The sequence below is a fragment of the Pseudonocardia zijingensis genome, assembly GCF_042657305.1.
Lineage (GTDB): Bacteria > Actinomycetota > Actinomycetes > Mycobacteriales > Pseudonocardiaceae > Pseudonocardia > Pseudonocardia zijingensis.
In genome coordinates, this window is sequence record NZ_JBHSKO010000037.1 from 27,384 (window position 1) to 43,029 (window position 15,646).

Consider the following 15,646-nt stretch of genomic DNA (forward strand, 5'->3'; position numbering starts at 1 on the left):
GCCCCTCAGACGGGCAGGCTCGGCGCGAGCGGGGTGAGGCGGTACGAGGGCGGCTCGGCGCCGTGCAGGTGGCGGACGAAGTAGTCCCAGGTGCGGCGCAGGACGTAGTGCTTACTGCCGTTGAACAGGTGCTCGGCGCCGGGGACGACGAGCAGGTCGACGTCCTTGTCGGCCTTCACCAGCGCGTCGACCAGGCGCAGGGTCTGGGCGGGCAGGACGTTGTCGTCGAGCTCGCCGTGGATCAGCAGCAGCCGGCCCTGGAGGTTCGCGGCGAGGCGTGCGTTGTCGAGGTCGCGGCGGGCGTCGTCGTCGAGGTCGCCGTAGTAGCGCTCGCCCCAGTAGGGGTAGTAGCTGCCGATGTCGTTCGGGGTGGCCCGGGCGACGCCGACGCCGAAGAAGTCGGGGTGGGCGAGCAGCGCGCGGGCGGTGGCGTACCCGCCCCCGGAGCTGCCGGTGATCCCGACTCGGGTGGTGTCCAGCCACGGGTGGCGCTCGCCCAGCCGGCGGATCGCGGTGACGTGGTCGACGAGGAACCCGGCGGCGGAGAAGTTGCGGTAGGAGTGGTCGTGGAAGGCCTTGCTGCGCCCGGCGGTGCCCCGTCCGACGATGGCGACGACGGCGAACCCCAGCGCGGCCAGCGCCTCGGCCTCCCCGGTGAAGGGCGGGGCGTCGAAGGCCGGGGATGCGCGGTAGACCATGGGGCCGGGGTAGACGTGGTCGATCACCGGGTAGCGCCGGTCCGGGTCGAACCCGTGCGGACGCCACAGCAGCCCGTAGATCGGGGTCCGGCCGTCGGCGGCGGTGGCCCGGAACCGTTCCGGCGGTGCCCAGCCGCGGGAGGCCAGCGCGGCGGTGTCGGGGGTCTCGAGCTCGACGAGCACCCTGCCGTCGCCGTCGAGCACCGACGACCGCGGCGGGGTGGCGGCGGTCGACGCCCGGTCGACGACGTAGCCGCCGTCGGGTGGGCTGATCGCGTCGTGGTCGAGCTCGTCGTCGGTGAGCCGGGTGAATCCGGTCCCGTCGAGGTCGATCCGGCAGATCTGGCGCAGGTAGGGGTCGGTCTCGTCGAGCCCGTTCGCGAGGAACCAGACCCGGCGGGCGCCCTCGTCGACCCACAGCACGCGGCGCACCAGCCACTCGCCCGAGGTGACCTGGACGTGTTTCCCGCCGTCCGGTGAGTAGAGGTACAGGTGTCCCCACCCGTCGCGCTGGGACCACCAGAGGACCTCCCCGGAGTCGAGCACCCGCACCTGCGGCGGCTCGACGGTCGAGGCTCCCGGGTCGACGCAGGTCCGTCCGGTCTCCTGGACGAGCAGGGTGCTCGCTCCGGTGGCGGGGTCGAGGCGGTGCATGTCGAGGGTCAGCGCGTCCCGGGAGTACCGCAGGAAGTAGACGGAGTCCCCGACCCACCACCGCGACGCCAGGCTGGTGGTGTGCACGATCGGGGTCGGGGGATCCTGCTGGTGCACGACGCTGCGGGCGGCGACGTCGAGCACCACCCAGGACATCGTCGCGACCTGCTCGTCGCCCGGCACCGGGTAGCGCAGCCGGTGCTCCACCGGGCGGCCCCCGCCTGCCGGGGCGGACTCCACCAGCACCTGCTCGGGCAGTCCCCGCTGGTCGAGACGGTGGGTGAGCAGGCGGGTGCAGTCCGGCGACCACTCGGCGACGAACGGCGGGTCGATGCCCAGCGCCCGCCACTGGAAGATCCCGGCCCAGTCGAGCATCGCGCCGTAGGCGTGGTCGGGCTCGGCGTCCTCGGTGAGTGCGAACTCCTCGCCGCCGTCCCGTGAGCGGACCCAGATGTTCCCGTCGCGGGTGAACGCGGCCCAGGCCTTGTCGGGGGAGACCAGCTCCACCCGGGTGGGCGGGTCGGCGGCCTCGACCCGTTCGCAGGTGCCGTCGCTGAGGGAGAACTCCCAGGTCTGGCCGAAGGCGAGGAAGCGCACCACGTCCTCGTCACGTCCGGGGAGCTCGAACTCCAGCAGCATCACGGGCAGGTCTGCGGCGTCCACCGCGTGCCCGGACGCCAGGGAGAGCGCGGCCGCGAGCCGGGCGTGGTCGAATGCGTCGCGGCGCGTACCCGCGGCCGGGTCGACCAGGACGTGCCGGCCGCCGACCTCGTAGACGAAGCGCCGGCCGCCGGCGAGCCACTGCGGCGCCACGGACGCGCCCGGTACCGCCTGCCTCCGGTACGGCGCGAGCATCGACTCAGCGCGCGCGTAGTCCTCGGCGCCGATCGAAATCATTCTTGGTTCCCCCCTCGAAGTCCTCGACCGTGGGGTGCCAGGTCACACCCGGCCGTTGCGGCACGGTCAAGTAGCTGTCTCGCCCCGGGTTTGATGGAGACGTCGAACACCCGGAAGTTGAGGACCGATGGCGGCACCACGCAAGTACCCCGACGAGCTGCGTGAGAGGGCGACGCGTCTGGCAGTCGATGCACGACGGGATCCCTCGTCAGCGGCGGGTGCGATCAAGCGGATCGCAGACCAGCTGGGGATCCATCCCGAGGCGTTGCGCACCTGGGTGAAGCAGGCCGAGACCGACGCGGGTGACCGTGCCGGGACGACCTCGGGTGATGCGGCCAGGATCGCGGAGCTGGAGCGGGAGAACCGTGAGCTGCGGCGGGCCAACCAGATCTTGAAGTCGGCCGCGTCTTTCTTCGCCGCGGAGCTGGCCATCCGGTGGTCCGCCCGGTCACTTTGGTGCGGTTCGCGATCGGCCACGTCCGCGGAGGTGGTGTACAAGATCGCCTCCGCGTGATCTTGGTGAAGGTTATGCGGTGAGTGCCCCGGTTGTCACGGGCGGCTCGGTGGTGGTCGGCTCGGGTTGTGTGGTGAGGATGCGGATGCGGGACTTGGTGAGCAGTTCCAGGCTCATGTAGCGGCGGCCTTCGGTCCATTCGTCGCTCTGTTCGGCCAGGACGGCACCGACGAGGCGGATCAGGGAGTCGCGGCTGGGGAAGATCCCGACCACGTCGGTGCGGCGGCGGATCTCCTTGTTCAGCCGCTCTTGCGGGTTGTTGGACCAGATCTAGCGCCAGATCTCGCGTGGATAGCTGGTGAAGGCGAGCAGGTCGGCGCGGGCCGCTTCGAGGTGGGCGGCCGCCTCCCGGAAGCGGGACTCGAGGGCGTCGACGACGCGGTCGTACTGGGCGTGCACGGCGTCGGCGTCGGCCTGGTCGAAGATGGTGCGCACCTGGGTGGCCACGTGCGGCTGCGCCGACTTGGGCACCTTGGTGAGCAGGTTGCGCAGGTAGTGGGTGCGGCAGCGCTGCCAGGCCGCACCGGGCAACGCGGACCCGATCGCCGCGACGAGCCCGGCGTGGGCGTCGGAGATCACCAACTGGAGCCCGGACAGGCCGCGCGCGACCAGCCCGCGCAGGAACGCCAGCCAGCCCGCACCGTCTTCGGCGGAGGCCACGTCCAGGCCGAGGATCTCCCGGTGTCCGTCGCAGCTCACGCCGGTGGCGACCAGGGCGTGCACGTTGACCACACGGCCGTCCTCGCGGACCTTGACAGTGAGGGCGTCGACCCAGACGAACGTGTACGGCCCTTGATCGAGGGGACGCTCGCGAAACGCGCTGACTTGGGCGTCGAGGTGGCTGGCCATCTCCGAGACCTGCGAGCGGGACAGCGACTTGACCCGAGCTGCTCGGCCAGCCGCTCTACCCGCCGGGTCGAGACACCGAGCAGATACGCGGTCGCCACGACGGTGACCAAGGCCTGTTCGGCACGCCGGCGGTGGGTGAGCAGCCAGTCCGGGAAGTAGGAGCCCTCGCGCAGCTTCGGCACCGCGAGCTCGACGGTGCCGGCCCGGGTGTCCCACTCCCTCATCCGATACCCGTTGCGCCGGTTCGTGCGTTCGTCGCTGCGCTCGCCCCAGCCGGCGCCACAGACCTGATCGGCCTGAGCAGACATCATCGCGTTCGCCAGCGAGCCGATCTGCCGCAGCAGATCCGGTGACGCGCCGGCCAGGTGCTGCTCCAACAGTGTGGTGACCTCGATATCGTGCGGTGCGGCCATCGTCGTGATCCTCTCGGTGAGTTCCTTGGTCGGTACTCATCAAGATCACGCGGTGGCCGTCTCACATCACGACGCCACGCCGCGCACCAGCGAGGGACTCGTACACCACCTCCGAGGACGCAGCCTCGCGATCGGGCTGCGGATGACCAGGTTCCTGTGGCACTGCGGCGGCACTCGTGCCACAGGAAGTCATATGGTGGACCCTCGAACCACGGTACGGATCAGGGGTGGCGATGAGCCAGCAAGACTTCTCCAGCTCGCCGATACAGGTGCTCGCGAAGGCCGCGACGGTGATGGACTGCTTCACTCTCGATTCTCCCGTGTTGCACATCGGTGAGGTGAAGCGCCGGTCCGGTCTGCCTCCCACGACCTGTGCCCGGTTGTTGCAATCGTTGGTCGCCGAAAACCTCCTGGAGCGCGAGGGAGACTCCTACCGGGCGGGTCTCCGGGTGCTGGCCTGGTCGGCGTCGGCCTCGGCGGGCTCAGGCCTGATCAGTCTCGGGGTCCCGCTCCTCGAGGACCTCCGCAATCAGACGGAGGAGACGGCCTCGCTGCAGGTCCGGAACGGGGCGCAGCGCATCACGGTCGCGACCGTGGAGCCCATGCGGTCGATCCTCTGCAGGACACCGATCGGCGGGAGCATGGTCCTGCACGCCGGTGCGTCGGGAAAGACGTTCATGGCGTTCGACCCCGGTGCTTTCGAGGCGGGAATGCGCGCCGGAATGGCCGCCTACACGCCCAGCACCGTAACCGACCGGGCCACGCTGGAGGAGCACCTGGCCGTGATCCGGAAGGCCGGGGTCGCGGTGGCGCGCGACGAGCGGGAGTTAGGTCTGAGCTCGGTCGCGGCGCCCGTGTTCGGACCTGGCGGGCGGTTGGCCGGCACCGTCGCGATCTCGCTGCCGACCTTCCGGCTCGACGACGGGGGTGAGGCCCGCCTGATGGAGGCCACGCGGCGGACGGGACAGACGCTGTCGGGCCGTCTCGGGTACGTGGCGTCGGCGGATGCCGAGGCCGGAGCGCCCTGAGGTGCCCGCCAGGCACCGTCCATGTGTTCCTGCGGCTACTGGGTACGCACCTTGAGTTCCCGGCGCAGCAGCTTCCCGCTCGCCGTCTTCGGGATGTCGTCGAGGAACTCGACCTGGCGCGGGTACTTGTACGCCGCCATCCGGTCCTTGGCGAAGGCGATGAGCTCCTCCTCGGTGGCCGAGGTACCGGGCCGCAGACTCACGAAGGCTTTCACCGTCTCGCCGCGGTAAGGGTCCGGCACTCCGACGACTGCGGCCTCGCGGACCGCGGGGTGCTCGTAGAGCACGTCCTCGACCTCGCGCGGCCACACCTTGTAGCCGCCCGCATTGATCTGGTCCTTCTTGCGGTCGACGACGTAGAACCAGCCGTCGGCGTCCATGTAACCAACGTCGCCGGTGTGCAGCGTTCCGTCGGGCAGCGCCGCCGCGGTCTCCTCGGGCTTGTTCCAGTACCCCTTCACCACCTGCGGACCGGTGGTGACGATCTCGCCGACCTCGCCGGGCGGCAGTTCGCGGCCGTTCTCGTCGACGATCCGGACGATCGTGTCGTAGACGGGCACACCGACCGAGAGCGCGCCGGAGGTCTCGTCGACCGGGGGGTCGGCGTCGCGAGGTGTGCAGTGGCTCGGCGAGGTGGTCTCGGTGAGCCCGTAGACGTTGTGGATGGTCTGGCCGTACAACTCCTGGAAGGCCGTCACCGTCGAGGGCGGGATCGGAGCTCCCCCGGACCAGATCCGGGTCAGGCTGCGCAAGGCGTCAGGGTCGGCGTTCGGAGCATTCATCAGGGCGATGAACACCGTGATCGAGCCGACGGTGAAGGTCGGCCGCTCGGCTCGCACGAGGTCGACGACCGCCGCGGGCTCGAAGCGGTGGAACAGCACGAGGGGCGCCCCGAGCAGCATCGCCACCGCGACCCCGGCGACCAGGCCGGTGATGTGGAACAGCGGCGCCACCCCGAGGACGACGTCGTCCGGGCCGAGCCCGCAGAAGCCGCGGTAGGTGTGGGCGCTGAACACCAGGTTGGCGTGGGTGTTCATGGCGCCCTTGGGCGGACCGGTGGTGCCCGAGGTGTAGGTCAGCACCGCCGTATCGTCCGGTGCCGGGGACACCGTCGGGGGGCGCTGCCCGCGGAACCGCTCCAGAAGCGCACCGAGGTCCACGGTGCCCGCGGCGGCCCCGATCCGCTCGACATCGGCCAGGATCCGCAGGTCGCGTCGGGTCTGGTGGTCCAACTCGGACGTGGTGAGGACGGTGCGGACCGCCGTGTCGCCGACCACCGCCGCGGCGACGTCCCGGTACAGGCCCTCCAGCGTGACGAGCACGCTCGCGCCCGAATCGGTGAGGATCAGGCGCAGCTCGCGCTCCCGGTTCATCGGGTTGACGTTGACGGCGATGCCGCCCGCCTTCCACGTGCCGAGCAGCGCGATCACGTACTGCGGGTCGTTCTGCACGAAGATCGCGACCCTCTCGCCCGCGGTGAACCCGTCCGCCAGCAGGCCCGCGGCCAGCGCGTCGGAGAGCACGTCGAGCTCGCGGTAGGTGATCCTGCCGTCGAAGTAGCGCAGCGCGTCGCGATCGCCGTGCCGCGCCACGGTGGCCCGGAACAGGGCGACCATGTCGGGATGCTCGCAAGTGATGGAGCCGGGCTGCCCCTCGGGGTAGCGGGCGAGCCAGGGCTTCTCGTCGTAGACCGACACCGGGGTCATGAAATCTCCTTCGACTCGCCGAATCGGCGGTTTACCCGCTGCTCGATCACGCGGAGCACGCTGACCGGGGCCAGGGCGACCGCGACGACGAGGATCGTCATGCCGACGATGTCTCCCATCCGCGCCAGCGGGATGGTGCGCAGGAGCTCGTAACCGAGTCCGGAGACGCCCGAGAACATCTCGACGATGAGCAGGCTGAGAAAGGTGAGACCGAACGTCAGGCGCAGTGCGCTGGTGAACGCGGGCAGCACGCTGGGCACCGCGATGGTGCGGAGCACGGCGACGCGCCCCATCCGCAGGCTCGCGGCGAGCTTGAGCGGCAGCCGGGGGACCCCGGCGGCCGCGTGGGCCATCATCAGGATCATGGGAAGGATGCCGGAGAAGATCGCGAAACCGATCTGGCTCGCGCCGCCGAGACCGAGGAACACCAGGAACAGCGGGAACAGCACCACCTTGGGGATGCTGTACAGCGTGTAGACGAGCGGGCTGATCGCATCGGTCCAGAACCTGCTCAGGCCGAGGGCGAACCCCACGGCACCACCGATCACGACCACGGCCAGGTACGCCACGGCGAGACGGGCGAGGGTCCCGGCCAGGCTCCCGAGGAAGCGGGAGCTGCCGAGGTTGTGGACGAGGCGAGTCACCGCCGTCGCCGGGTCGGGCAGGACCGAGCTCTGCACGAGCAGGGCGACGAGCCACCACACCCCGACTGCGGCTGCGAGGAGCAGCACGGGGGCTGACGCGGCAAGCAGCCGGCCCCGTGCGGACCCGGGAGTGTTCGACGCGGCGGGAACGGTGGTTTCCGCCGCGGTCGTCCGTGCGCTGGAGGTCATCGTCGCCGCCAATCGAGCCGGCCTGCGACCGTCGCCGAGCCGACGTTGAGCACGAGCGCCACCACACAGATCAGCAGGATGCCCGCGTACATGTCGGTGACCCGGAAGGTGTGGTAGGCGTCGGCGATGTAGTGGCCGAGCCCGTGGGTGGACAGGATGAACTCCGTCGCCAGGACCCCGATGATCGAGTACACGAGCCCGAGTCGGAGTCCGGCGAGGATGTCCGGCGCGGCTGCCGGCAGCAGGATCCTCCGCAGGTACTGGCCGGCACCGAGGCGGCGCGCCCGGGCCAACTTCACCACCGGTTGCGGTACGGAGTCGAAGCCGGTCAGGGTGTTGGTCACGACGACGACGGTCCCGAACGCCACCGAGACGACCAGGATCGGGACCGGACCCACGCCGAAGAGCACGACGAGGCACGGGTAGATCGCGAACACCGGGATCGCGTAGTAGACGGCGAGCCACGGGAGCGCTGCCCGTCGGCACCAGTCGGAGCGCCAGAGGAGGTAGGCCGTCGCGATGCCCAGCAGGCCGGCCACCGCGAAGGTCACCGCGATCAGTGCGACGCTGGGCAGCAGGTCCTGGCGGAGGAAGCCGCCGTCGGTCACCAGTGACGCTGCCCGCGTCGCCATCGTGCTCGGCGGCACGAGGTAGAGGTCGCTGATCAGTCCCGCGCGCGACACGGTCTCGAGGGTGACCACGCACAGGAGCCCGAGTGCGACGGTCCATGCCGACGATGTCATGCCGAGCACGGTCCGGGGCCGGGGGCGGAGGTAGCGTGGGATCCGGTACCGGCGTGGTGCTGCGGTCGCTCTCGCCGCCGTCATCAGGACCATCAGGTCAACCCCATCGCCAGCTGGGCCTCGCGGCGGATGAGGGCCCAGATGCGGCCGACGGCCTCGGTCGCGACGGGTGTGGTCAGGACGTCGAGGCCGCGGGGGAGGGGCAGGTCGATCGGGATGTCGTCGAGGATCCGGCCCGGCCGGGCGCTCATCACCACGACCCGGTTCGAGAGCAGGACGGCCTCCTGAATGCTGTGCGTGATGAACAGGACGCTGCAGGAGAGGCGTTCGACGACGCGCAGGAGCTCGAACGACATGAGGAGCCGCGTCTGCTCGTCGAGCGCGCCGAACGGCTCGTCGGCCAGGATCAGGTCGGGATCCGTGGTCAGCGCGCGGGCGATCGCGACCCGCTGCCGCATGCCGCCGGAGAGTTGGGTGGGGTAGTGGGCCGCGAAGTCGGTGAGTCCGACGGTCGCGAGCCGCTCGCGGGCGATCTCGAGCCGGGCGGCACGCGGAACCCCCTTCGCCTCCAGTGCGAACGCGACGTTGTCCAGCACGGTGCGCCACGGGAGGGTCGCCGAGTCCTGGAAGACGATGGAGGTCTCATCGCGGGGTCCGGCGAGGTCGGTGCCACCGATCGCGACGCTGCCCGCGTCGGGGTCCTGGAGCCCGCCGATGATCTCCATGAGGGTGGACTTCCCGCAGCCGCTCGGCCCGACCACCGACACGAACTCTCCCTCGCGGATGTCCAGGGAGATGGGGCCGAGCGCGTCCACACCACCGAACGTCCTGACGACATCCCGGGCCACCACGTGGGTCACGACGGGCTCCCGCAGGGCGTCGGCAGCTGGTTGGGGGCTCCGTCGGGCAGGTGGCTCAGGTCGAAGATCTCGCACCACGGGATGGCCCGGTGCCCGTTCGTCGCCTCCATCGCCTGCACCGCGTTGTCGAGCGCGACCGATTCGACCCCGGTCGACCAGTAGTTCGCCCGCACCGCCGCGTCGACGATCCCGCGTGCCTGGGCCTCGGCGAGCCCGACGTGGTCGGCGTAGAGCCGGGCCGCTTCGCCGGGGTTGCGGCGGACGGATTCCACCGACTCCTGGAACGCGGCGACCACGCCGCCCACGACCGTCGGGTTTACGGCCAGGTAGTCGTCGCGGACCGCGAGGACGCCCTGCTGGAGGGCCGGGAGGTGGTCGGCGCTGGCGGCGACGAGGCGGTACTTGCCGGTTTCCTTCGCGGCGACGGACGCCGGGACGAGCGCGACGTCGACCGCGCCGGACTCCAGCATCGCGATTCCCTCGCCGGTCCCGCCTGACGGGATGTGCTCGATGGTGCTCGGGTCGATGCCGACCGCTCTCGGGATGAGGTAGGAGAGGGCCTCGGTCACCGACTTCGGGTTGGTGAACGCCCATCGCTGCACGTCGGCCGGGGTACGGACGTCGCTGGTGGTCAGGGCGTAGAAGTCGAGCCCGTAGGCGCTGCGGGAGCTGCCGGCGACCGCAGTGACAGGGGTGCCGGCCAGTGCGCCGTCCACGACGGCCGGGAACCCGACGTCGGCGACCTCGAGTCCGCCGCTCACCAGGTTGCGCAGCGTCGTGCTGCCGCCCTGGCCGGCGACGATGTCGTCGATCGCCACCCCGTGCTTCTCGAAGATCTGTTGGTCGTCGCCCACGAGCCAGGGGATGACGCCCGGCTCGGTGGAGTTGGCGACGGTCACCCTGATCGGGGTCGGCTCGGAGCCGCCGGGCGCGGCGGACGTGCCGCAGGCGGTGAGGAGGAGCAGCCCGGCGAGCGCCGACACTGCCGCTCGTCGTGGTGCGTTCATGGGGTTCTCCCTGTGCGAAGTGGCGTGGGCGTCTGCGAGCGTCAGACGGGAAACCGTTGAATGGTTTTGAAAACCACTGTGTGGCTGAAGCTAAGTGGTCGATCGGGGGGCGTCAAGCGTTGACAGGCCTGGGCCTCGCTGGCACTGTTGGCCTACAGAGCGGTTTCAGAAACCGACAGGTGGACGGAGGCGGAGCGGCCGAGAAGATCCGTGAGATCGTGACGCTCACCCGCGAGGGTGCCGAGGAGATGGTCGCGGCGTTCGGCGCCCCGACGCACCAGCCGGCCACCACTCACAGGACACGGCGGTCGTCGAAGAGGCGCTGAAGGCCTGCGGCTACACCGTCTGACCTGCATCGAATCGCCGCGCCGTCCGTGCAGGACTGCCCTGACGGAGAGGACAGAGGGTGCCAACCGAACAGGACACGCGGCCGGAGATCGCGTTCCCATCCCGTGTCGGTGTCTGGCCCAATGAGCTGGAGAAGGGGGCACGTCCCGCCCGCCTGCTCGCTGCGCTCGGGCCCGAGAAGTGGATCGTCGTCATGCAGGCCGTGGCGGTCACGGGGATCGGCGGCTCGGGAGACGCCGACGTGCTGGACGGCGGGTCCGATCGCCTCGCGCAGGCGACCTTCGGCATCGGCGACACCCCGACCGAGGGCCCTCGCCCCGCCCTGGAGGCCCTCGCGGCCGTGGCTCCCTTCTCGGCCGATACGTCCTGGCCTCACGCGACGACGGCCCTGCGACGATGAGGGAGGGCCAGGTGGAGCTGGACCGGGCGGCGGTGCTGGTGACCGGCGGTGCATCGGGGATCGGTGCTGCGGCGGCCAGGCTTTTGGCCGCGGGCGGCGCGCGGGTGGCGGTGGTCGACCGGGACGCCGACGGCGCCGCCGCAGTGGCCGACGACGTCCGTGGCGTCTCGGTCGTCGCCGATGTGACGGACCCGGCCGCGATGGAGTCGGCGGTCATCGAGGCGGAGCGCACGCTGGGGCGCATCGACGTGGTACTGCTCAATGCCGGCAGGACGTCGGGCCAGTCCGGGTACGACCGGTTCGACCTCGAGAACTACCGCCAGGTCGTCGGGGTGAACGTTGACCACGTCGTGTTCGGGCTGGCATCCGCGGTACCCGCGCTGCGGCGTGCGGGCGGCGGCACGGTGGTCGTGACGGCGTCCCTGGCCGGCCTGGTCCCGATGGCCGGTGACCCGCTCTACACGCTGACCAAGCACGCGGTCGTCGGCTACGTCCGAGCAGTGGCGCCGAGTCTCGGCTCCGAGGGCATCACCGTCGCGGCCCTGTGCCCGGGGTTCACCGACACCGCCTTGATCGCGAACGCGAAGGCGCAGATGCGCGACTTCCCGCTCCTGTCCGCGGACGAGGTGGCGGCTGCTGTCTGGCGGGTCGTGGAGCACGGCGCACCGGGGGAGTGCTGGTACGTGCAGCCCGGCCGGGAGCCGGCACCCTACGGCTTCCGCGGGGCGCCCGGCCCGGCAGGCGGCCTGCGCGCCCCAGAGGTCACCTGGGACCTCTCAGCGTCCGGTTGATCCCGTGGTCCTTCCCACCAGGTCGGGTGCTGGAGGAATCCCTTCCGGCGCCCAGGGAGACTCGAGCCCCGACCGGTAGTCGGCCGGGGCTCGAGTCGTTTCTCGTGGGTCAGGCAGGCCAGACGAGACGCTGCTCGATCCCGCCGACGTGGCTGCGGGACACGCGTGCGGTTCCGCCGGTCCAGCGCAGATCGGGTCATGCGGTCGCGGGGAGCAGGCCCATCCCTGAGCGTGTTCGTCGACACGTTCACGCAGGCCCGGTTGCGCAGGCGATCGCTCTCGGCGGGGAGCATCCGGAATCTCGGGAAGTTGGAGCGGACCCGGACCACCGGAACGCGCGACCGGGCGACGCTCGAGGAGCACCCGGCCGCGATCGGCGTCGCGGATCTTCGGTTCAGGCGGGCGGCTCGTCGGCACGCTCGCCGTCTCGGTGCCCAGCTTCAGCCTCGACGACGCGAGCGAGGCCCGTTTCGTGGACGCGACGCGGCGGACGGCGGAGATCCTGTCCGGCCGACTCAGTCATGTGCCCTCGAGCGAGGCCGTGAGCGGAGGGAGCTGAGCCACGACGACCACGCGCCCCGGAGAGAGTCAGGTGATGTGGATCGAGACGGCACCGATGCCCTCGAAGCGGGCCTCGACGTGATCGCCTGCGACGACGGGCAGCGCTGCGTGCAGTGACCCGGTGAAGACGACCTGACCGGCTCGAACGCGACGGCCGTAACGGTGGAGGGTGTCGGCGAGCCAGGCGACCGCTCGAAGCGGGTCCCCGAGCACGTCGGAGCCCTGACCGGTGGCGGCTTGCTCTCCGTTGCGGAACAGGCGCAGTCCGACCTCTGGCAACGCGGGTGGGTTGGCCGTGCTCTCGCCCAGTATGACCCGTGCGCAGGAGGCGTTGTCCGCGACGGTGTCGATGAGCCCGATCCGCCAGTCGCGCACCCGGCTGTCGATGATCTCGAGCGAGGCGTGGACGGCCGCGGTCGCCGCGGCGACCTGGTCGGGGGTGACCGGTGGTTCGAGATCCCGTGACAGCTCGACGGCGAGCTCCGCCTCGATCATGGGGGCGATCAGCTCGCTCGCGGGCAGTCGATCGCCCGAGCGAAGCACCCGGGAGGAGAGCACGTAACCGTAGTCGGGGTCCTCGACCCCGAGCTGGCGGCGCATCGCCTCCGAGGTGAGGCCGATCTTGTGCCCGCTCAGGGTCGCGCCGGCGGCGAGGCGTCGCCGCAGGGTGATGTCCTGGATCGCGTAGGCGTCGGCCTCGGTCAGTCCGGGGAACCGCTCGGAGAGCGGCTCGATCGGGCGAGCCGAGGCCTCGGCCGACTCGAGCTCGGCGGCCAGGGCCTGCATCTGGTGGGTGGGCACGGTCGCGGTCATCGCGGCCTCCTCTCGTCGGCGAGACCGAGCGCGACGTCGATGATCATGTCCTCCTGGCCGCCGACGTAGCCGAGCTCGCCGCAGCGGCGAAGGATCTCGTGCGCGGGGACCTTGTAGCGCTCGGCTGCCTGTTCGGCGTGGAGCAGGAACGACGAGTAGACGCCGGCCCAGCCCTGGACGATGGCGTTGCGGTCCATCTTGGGCCAGCGCGGCAGGTACGGGCGGACCACGTCCTCGGCGGCGTCGAGCAGTGCGAGGACGTCGAGTCCGGTGTCGATGCCGAGCCGGTCGAACACGGCGGCGAGGACCTCGGTGGGGGAGTTGCCCGATCCTGCGCCCAGCGCGCAGAGCGAGCCGTCGATGTAGCGGACACCGACCTCGTGGGCGATCACCGAGTTCGCCACACCCAAGCTGATGTTCTGGTGACCGTGGTAGCCGATCCAGGCCTCGTCGCCGACCTCGGCGACGAGGGCCTCGAAGCGCGCGCGGGCCTCGTGCATGAGCAGCGCGCCCGCGGAGTCGGTCACGTACGGGACCTGGCAGCCGGCGTCGACCATGATCCGAGCCTGCTTCGCGAGGTCCTCCGGCGTGGTCCGGTGGGCCATCATGAGGAATCCGGCGGCCTCCATCCCGAGGTCCCGGGCGACGCCGAAGTGCTGGGGTGAGACGTCGGCCTCGGTGCAGTGGGTCGCGACCCGGACCATGTCCGCGCCTGCGTCGCGCGCGCGGCGCAGGTCATCGGCCGTGCCGATGCCTGGCACGAGGAGTACCGCGATCTTCGCGGTACGGGCTTCCTCGCGGGCCGCGGCGATCAACTGCAGCTCGTCGGTACGGGAGAACCCGTAGTTGAACGAGGAACCGCCGATCCCGTCGCCGTGCGAGACCTCGATGACCTCGATGCCGGCTCCGTCGAGGGCCCGCACGGTGTCGCGCACCTGGTCCTCGGTGAACTGGTGGGCCATTGCGTGGCTGCCGTCGCGAAGGGTGGTGTCGATGACCCGTACGTCGTGGGTCAGGGCCGGGCGCGTCATGCCGGGGTCTCCTTCGTCGTCGTGGCCATGAGCTCGCCGACCCTGGCGGCCGCGGCGGTCATGATGTCGAGGTTGCCTGCGTAGGCGGGCAGGTAGTCGGCGTTGCCCTTGACCTCGAGGAAGATCCCGACCCGGGCGTTGCCGTCCCAGGCGGCCCGTGGCTCGTCGAACTGGGGTTCCGCCCGGAGGGTGTAGCCGGGGACGTACTGCTGCACCTCGGCGACCATGTCGTGCACCGACGCGACGATCGCGTCCCGGTCCGTTTCGGCGTCGATCGCGCAGAACACGGTGTCGCGCATGATCATGGGCGGCTCGACCGGGTTCAGGATGATGATCGCCTTGCCGCGCGCGGCCCCGCCGACCTCCTCGACGGCCCGTGCAGTGGTCTCGGTGAACTCGTCGATGTTGGCGCGGGTGCCCGGCCCGGCGCCACGCGACGCGACCGACGCGACGATCTCGGCGTACGGCACCGCGGTGATCCGGGAGACGGCGTGCACGATCGGGATCGTGGCCTGACCGCCACAGGTGATCATGGAGACGTTCGGGGCGTCGAGATGGTCGGCGCCGTTCACGGGTGGCGAGACCATCGGCCCCAGGTGTGCCGGGGTCAGGTCGATCGCCTGGATGCCGGCTTCGGCGTAGCGCGGAGCGTTCGCGATGTGGGCCTTTGCCGAGGTTGCCTCGAACACCAGCCGGGGGAGCGGGTCCTGGCGCAGGAGCCAGTCCACGCCCTCGGCGCTCGCTTCCACCCCGAGTCGGCGGGCACGAGCAAGCCCGTCGGACTCCACGACGCCGACGACGTACCCGACGTCGATCGCGGAACTACGCCTGAGCTTGATCAGCAGATCGGTGCCGATGTTTCCCGGGCCGACGATCGCGGCGGTGACGGGCTCGGCCGAGTTCTGGGGCATGTGTGGAGGACCTTGTCCTTGGGTGACGGGGGAGGAGCCGGGTGGTCGGTCAGAGGGCGGTGGTGTCGGGCAGGGGTAGGAGGTCGTGGCGCGCCTCGAACGCGGTGATGGCATCGCTGTGCTCCCGGAGGGTGATCGCGACGTCGTCGAGCCCGTTCAGCAGGCGGTGCTTCGAGTCCGGGTCGATGTCGAACGTCCACTGCCGTCCGCTCGCCAGCACCGTCTGCTCGGGCAGATCGACGCGCACGGTCCCGGCGTCGACGACGGCCCTGCACGCGTCCCGCTCCAAGCGGATGGGCAGGAGCCCGACCTTGAGGGCGTTGCCGGCGAAGATGTCGCCGAACGAGGGTGCGATGATCACTCGGAAGCCGAAGTCCTCGATCGCCCACGCCGCGTGTTCGCGGGACGACCCGCAGCCGAAGTTCGCGCCGGCGACCAGCACGGGGTTCGGTCGGAGGTCGACGTCACCGTCACCCCGCCAGTCGTGGAAGAGGTACTTCCCGTAGCCCGTGCGCTCGACCCGTTGGAGGAAACGCGCGGGCACGATCTGGTCGGTGTCGACGTCGTCCCGGTCGAGGGACGTCACACC

13 protein-coding genes and 2 pseudogenes are annotated in these 15,646 nt (G+C 70.8%); 4 read left to right on the top strand and 11 right to left on the bottom strand.

Annotated features, from left to right (window positions below; all coding sequences use genetic code 11):
- Window positions 1–5: 5 nt before the first annotated feature.
- A complete protein-coding gene (locus ACFPL3_RS39090) occupies window positions 6–2,249 on the bottom strand; it encodes a S9 family peptidase (protein WP_343947311.1) in 2,244 nt (747 codons plus the stop codon).
- Window positions 2,250–2,376: 127 nt separating this feature from the next.
- On the opposite strand from ACFPL3_RS39090, the pseudogene ACFPL3_RS39095 reads away from it, so the two are divergent.
- Window positions 2,377–2,664: pseudogene (locus ACFPL3_RS39095) on the top strand (transposase); the annotation flags it as partial.
- Window positions 2,665–2,775: 111 nt separating this feature from the next.
- On the opposite strand, the pseudogene ACFPL3_RS39100 reads toward ACFPL3_RS39095, so the two are convergent.
- A pseudogene (locus ACFPL3_RS39100) lies at window positions 2,776–4,025 on the bottom strand (IS256 family transposase).
- A 233-nt stretch (window positions 4,026–4,258) separates the two neighbouring features.
- On the opposite strand from ACFPL3_RS39100, the gene ACFPL3_RS39105 reads away from it, so the two are divergent.
- Window positions 4,259–5,053 carry an IclR family transcriptional regulator gene (locus ACFPL3_RS39105; protein WP_343947309.1) on the top strand — a complete coding sequence of 265 codons (795 nt, stop codon included), beginning with the start codon at window positions 4,259–4,261 and terminating at the stop codon, window positions 5,051–5,053.
- A gap of 35 nt (window positions 5,054–5,088) precedes the next feature.
- Here the strand turns inward: ACFPL3_RS39105 and ACFPL3_RS39110 are convergent, their stop codons facing one another.
- The 5 genes from ACFPL3_RS39110 to ACFPL3_RS39130 all read right to left on the bottom strand — a co-directional run bounded on the left by ACFPL3_RS39110 (window position 5,089) and on the right by ACFPL3_RS39130 (window position 10,202).
- Window positions 5,089–6,759 (bottom strand): class I adenylate-forming enzyme family protein, encoded by a 1,671-nt coding sequence (locus ACFPL3_RS39110; RefSeq protein ID WP_343947308.1) that lies wholly within the window; start codon window positions 6,757–6,759, stop codon window positions 5,089–5,091.
- Window positions 6,756–7,490, bottom strand: a complete 735-nt coding sequence (locus tag ACFPL3_RS39115) for an ABC transporter permease (RefSeq protein WP_343947307.1) — start codon at window positions 7,488–7,490, stop codon at window positions 6,756–6,758. Before ACFPL3_RS39115 ends, ACFPL3_RS39110 begins: the two co-directional genes overlap by 4 nt.
- 98 nt (window positions 7,491–7,588) lie before the next feature.
- Window positions 7,589–8,335 carry an ABC transporter permease gene (locus tag ACFPL3_RS39120; RefSeq protein ID WP_343947306.1) on the bottom strand — a complete coding sequence of 249 codons (747 nt, stop codon included), beginning with the start codon at window positions 8,333–8,335 and terminating at the stop codon, window positions 7,589–7,591.
- A gap of 92 nt (window positions 8,336–8,427) precedes the next feature.
- A complete protein-coding gene (locus ACFPL3_RS39125; RefSeq protein ID WP_343947305.1) occupies window positions 8,428–9,195 on the bottom strand; it encodes an ABC transporter ATP-binding protein in 768 nt (255 codons plus the stop codon).
- Window positions 9,192–10,202 (bottom strand): ABC transporter substrate-binding protein, encoded by a 1,011-nt coding sequence (locus ACFPL3_RS39130; protein WP_343947304.1) that lies wholly within the window; start codon window positions 10,200–10,202, stop codon window positions 9,192–9,194. The genes ACFPL3_RS39125 and ACFPL3_RS39130 overlap by 4 nt, the downstream gene beginning before the upstream one ends.
- 406 nt (window positions 10,203–10,608) lie before the next feature.
- On the opposite strand from ACFPL3_RS39130, the gene ACFPL3_RS39135 reads away from it, so the two are divergent.
- Window positions 10,609–10,950 carry a hypothetical protein gene (locus tag ACFPL3_RS39135; RefSeq protein ID WP_343947303.1) on the top strand — a complete coding sequence of 114 codons (342 nt, stop codon included), beginning with the start codon at window positions 10,609–10,611 and terminating at the stop codon, window positions 10,948–10,950.
- Entirely contained in the window at window positions 10,947–11,741 is a 795-nt protein-coding gene (locus tag ACFPL3_RS39140) for an SDR family NAD(P)-dependent oxidoreductase (RefSeq protein ID WP_343947302.1), read from the top strand. Before ACFPL3_RS39135 ends, ACFPL3_RS39140 begins: the two co-directional genes overlap by 4 nt.
- Window positions 11,742–12,329: 588 nt before the next feature.
- On the opposite strand, the gene ACFPL3_RS39145 is transcribed toward ACFPL3_RS39140, so the two are convergent.
- Genes ACFPL3_RS39145 through leuD form a run of 4 tightly spaced genes read right to left on the bottom strand, consistent with a single transcriptional unit; the run spans window position 12,330 to window position 15,643 of the window.
- Window positions 12,330–13,115 (bottom strand): 2-keto-4-pentenoate hydratase, encoded by a 786-nt coding sequence (locus ACFPL3_RS39145; protein WP_343947301.1) that lies wholly within the window; start codon window positions 13,113–13,115, stop codon window positions 12,330–12,332.
- The gene (dmpG, locus tag ACFPL3_RS39150) at window positions 13,112–14,146 is read right to left on the bottom strand and encodes a 4-hydroxy-2-oxovalerate aldolase (protein WP_343947299.1); all 1,035 of its coding nucleotides are present in this window, start codon (window positions 14,144–14,146) and stop codon (window positions 13,112–13,114) included. The genes ACFPL3_RS39145 and dmpG overlap by 4 nt, the downstream gene beginning before the upstream one ends.
- Window positions 14,143–15,057 carry an acetaldehyde dehydrogenase (acetylating) gene (locus ACFPL3_RS39155; protein ID WP_343947298.1) on the bottom strand — a complete coding sequence of 305 codons (915 nt, stop codon included), beginning with the start codon at window positions 15,055–15,057 and terminating at the stop codon, window positions 14,143–14,145. The genes dmpG and ACFPL3_RS39155 overlap by 4 nt, the downstream gene beginning before the upstream one ends.
- Before the next feature lie 49 nt (window positions 15,058–15,106).
- Window positions 15,107–15,643, bottom strand: a complete 537-nt coding sequence (leuD, locus tag ACFPL3_RS39160; RefSeq protein WP_343947296.1) for a 3-isopropylmalate dehydratase small subunit — start codon at window positions 15,641–15,643, stop codon at window positions 15,107–15,109.
- Window positions 15,644–15,646 lie beyond the last annotated feature (3 nt).